The following is a 1,908-nucleotide window of genomic DNA, read 5'->3' on the forward strand; positions in this document are numbered from 1 at the left end:
CGGACGGAAACAAAGTTGAACACGAGCCCACGGCAAAAAATCCTCATCGTCGACGACGAGCCGGATATCCGCGAACTCCTGGAAATCACCCTGGGACGGATGAAACTCGACACCTTCAGCGCGCGTAATCTCGGCGAAGCCCAGGCCCTGTTGCAGCGCCAGTCCTTCGACCTGTGCCTGACCGACATGCGCCTGCCCGATGGCACCGGCCTGGATCTGGTACAACACATTCAGCAACGTTATCCACAGCTGCCGGTGGCGATGATCACCGCGTATGGCAGCCTCGAAACCGCAATCAACGCGCTGAAGGCCGGGGCTTTTGACTTTCTGACCAAACCGGTGGACCTCACCCGCCTGCGTGAACTGGTCGGCACCGCCTTGCGCATGCCGGTGGCCGGTGGCGTGTGCACCTCAATTGACCGGCGCTTGCTCGGCGACTCGTCGCCCATGCGCAATCTGCGCAAACAGATCGACAAACTCGCCCGCAGCCAGGCGCCGGTGTACATCAGCGGCGAGTCCGGCAGCGGCAAGGAACTGGTGGCGCGGCTGATCCACGAACAAGGCCCGCGCGCCAGCCAGCCCTTCGTGCCGGTGAACTGCGGGGCCATTCCTTCGGAATTGATGGAGAGTGAATTCTTCGGTCACCGCAAAGGCAGTTTTACCGGTGCGGTCGAGGACAAGCCCGGACTGTTCCAGGCAGCTCACGGCGGCACATTGTTTCTCGATGAAGTGGCGGACCTGCCGCTGTCCATGCAAGTGAAACTGCTGCGGGCGATTCAGGAAAAAGCCGTGCGCAGCGTCGGTGGCCAACAGGAAACCGTGGTCGATGTGCGTATTCTGTGCGCCACCCACAAGGATCTGGACGCCGAAGTGGCTGCCGAACGCTTTCGTCAAGATCTGTATTACCGGCTTAACGTCATCGAATTGCGCGTACCGTCCTTGCGCGAACGACGCGATGACATTGAAGTGCTGGCGGCGCACGTGCTCAAGCGCCTGGCCAAGGACACCGGCCAACCGCCGGCGCGCCTGCACCCGCAAGCGCTGGAAACCCTGAAGAACTACCGCTTTCCGGGGAATGTGCGCGAGCTGGAAAACGTCCTCGAACGGGCGCATACCTTGTGTGAAAACCGGACGATCGAAGCTGAGGACTTGCGCCTGAGCGAGGGTAACTGCGCAGCGGGTGGCGCAATTGCCGACCTGACGCAAATCGACAACCTGGAAGATTATCTAGAGAACGTCGAACGCAAGTTGATCCTGCAGGCGCTGGAGGAGACGCGCTGGAATCGCACGGCGGCGGCGCAGCGCTTGAGCCTGTCGTTTCGGTCGATGCGTTACAGGTTGAAAAAACTCGGCCTGGATTGAGGCCACCTTCGCGAGCAAGCTCGCGCCCACATTGGATTTGTGACCGACACGATCAACTGTGGGTGCGGGCTTGCTGGCGAAAACGGTCTGCCAGGCCGTGGAAAAATATCTGACTAAATGCGGCCTTCAGGCGCATACGGTGCCGGATCAATGATCGGTGTCCGCCCCAGCATCACATCGGCAAACAACTGACACGACGCCGGCGCCAGCACCAACCCGTTACGGTAATGCCCGCAGTTCAACCACAAACCCGCGAACCCCGGCACCCGGCCGATGTACGGAATCCCTTCCGGCGAGCCAGGACGCAACCCGGCCCAATGCCCCACCACCTCGGCATCCGCCAACGCGGGAATCAACTCGACCGCCGACGCCTTGAGGCTTTCCAGCGCCACATCGGTCGGCGTCTTGTCGTAGCCTTCGTGCTCCAGCGTACTGCCAATCAGGATGTGCCCGTCACGACGCGGAATCGCATAGCGTCCCTTGGCCAGAACCATGCTCGGCAGGAAATCGGCCGCGCATTTGTACAGAATCATCTGGCCTTTGACC

General features: G+C 61.1%; 2 protein-coding genes. One reads left to right on the forward strand and one right to left on the reverse strand.

Going from position 1 to position 1,908, the window contains the following annotated elements; translation table 11 throughout:
- Positions 1–15 precede the first annotated feature (15 nt).
- Positions 16–1,362, forward strand: a complete 1,347-nt coding sequence (locus DBR24_RS07585) for a sigma-54 dependent transcriptional regulator (RefSeq protein WP_128614391.1) — start codon at positions 16–18, stop codon at positions 1,360–1,362.
- A 113-nt stretch (positions 1,363–1,475) separates the two neighbouring features.
- Here the strand turns inward: DBR24_RS07585 and DBR24_RS07590 are convergent.
- Positions 1,476–1,908, reverse strand: a 433-nt coding sequence (locus DBR24_RS07590) for an FAD-binding oxidoreductase (protein ID WP_128614392.1), incomplete at its 5' end; no start/stop codon positions are given.

The organism is Pseudomonas sp. HMWF006 (assembly GCF_003061205.1).
GTDB lineage: Bacteria > Pseudomonadota > Gammaproteobacteria > Pseudomonadales > Pseudomonadaceae > Aquipseudomonas > Aquipseudomonas monsensis.